The organism is Ursidibacter arcticus (genome assembly GCF_009761375.1).
GTDB lineage: Bacteria > Pseudomonadota > Gammaproteobacteria > Enterobacterales > Pasteurellaceae > Ursidibacter > Ursidibacter arcticus.
This window is the reverse complement of record NZ_LEKM01000029.1, coordinates 1-752: the sequence shown is the minus strand read 5'-3', so window position 1 is coordinate 752 and position 752 is coordinate 1. Positions and strand designations below refer to the sequence as shown.

1 pseudogene is annotated in these 752 nt (G+C 45.1%); it reads left to right on the top strand.

The features are described from left to right. Positions 1-626 (top strand): annotated as a pseudogene (locus A1D25_RS10960) (RNA-guided endonuclease InsQ/TnpB family protein); the annotation flags it as partial. Between the last annotated feature and the right edge of the window lie 126 nt (positions 627-752).

Sequence of the window (752 nt, the reverse complement as noted above, 5' to 3'; positions counted from 1 at the left end):
CCAACCCACAAAGGCGGAGAAATTGGTATTGATATGGGCATTGCACGTTTTGCCACGCTTTCAAACGGTGAGTTTTTTAAACCGTTAAACGCTTTTAAAACCGACAAAGGCAAACTGGCAAAACTTCAACGCCAACTTAAAAACAAGGTTAAATTTAGCCAAAATTGGCAGAAATTAAAGGTAAAAATCGCCAAACTGCATCACAAAATTGCTAACTATCGCAAAGACTTCTTGCACCAAACTTCAAGCAAAATCAGCAAAAACCACGCAATGATCTACGTTGAAGATTTGCAGGTGTCGAATATGTCCAAATCAGCCAAAGGCACAGCAGAAGAACACGGTAAAAATGTGGCAGCTAAATCAGGCTTAAACCGAGCGATATTAGATCAATCTTGGTTCGAGTTCCGCCGTCAGTTGGGCTACAAAACGCAATGGCAAGGCGGTTTTTTAGTGGCTGTTCCACCACAAAACACAAGTCGAATTTGTCCTTGTTGTAGTATACTGCAAAGGAAAATCGCCAAACACAAGCCGATTTTGAGTGCGTAGAATGTGGTTACACGGAAAACGCCGATGTAGTCGGTGCGTTAAACGTATTGGCACGTGGGCGAGTAATCGTCCAAGTATAATAATATCAGGGCGGGACACGCCCGTAGAGCTTGTGAAGTGAACCGCACCGGCGGTCAGCAGCAAGAACCCACCGAGAGTAGCCCACGCAAAGCGTGGGAGCTGGTAGGTGTACAACCCAAACATCG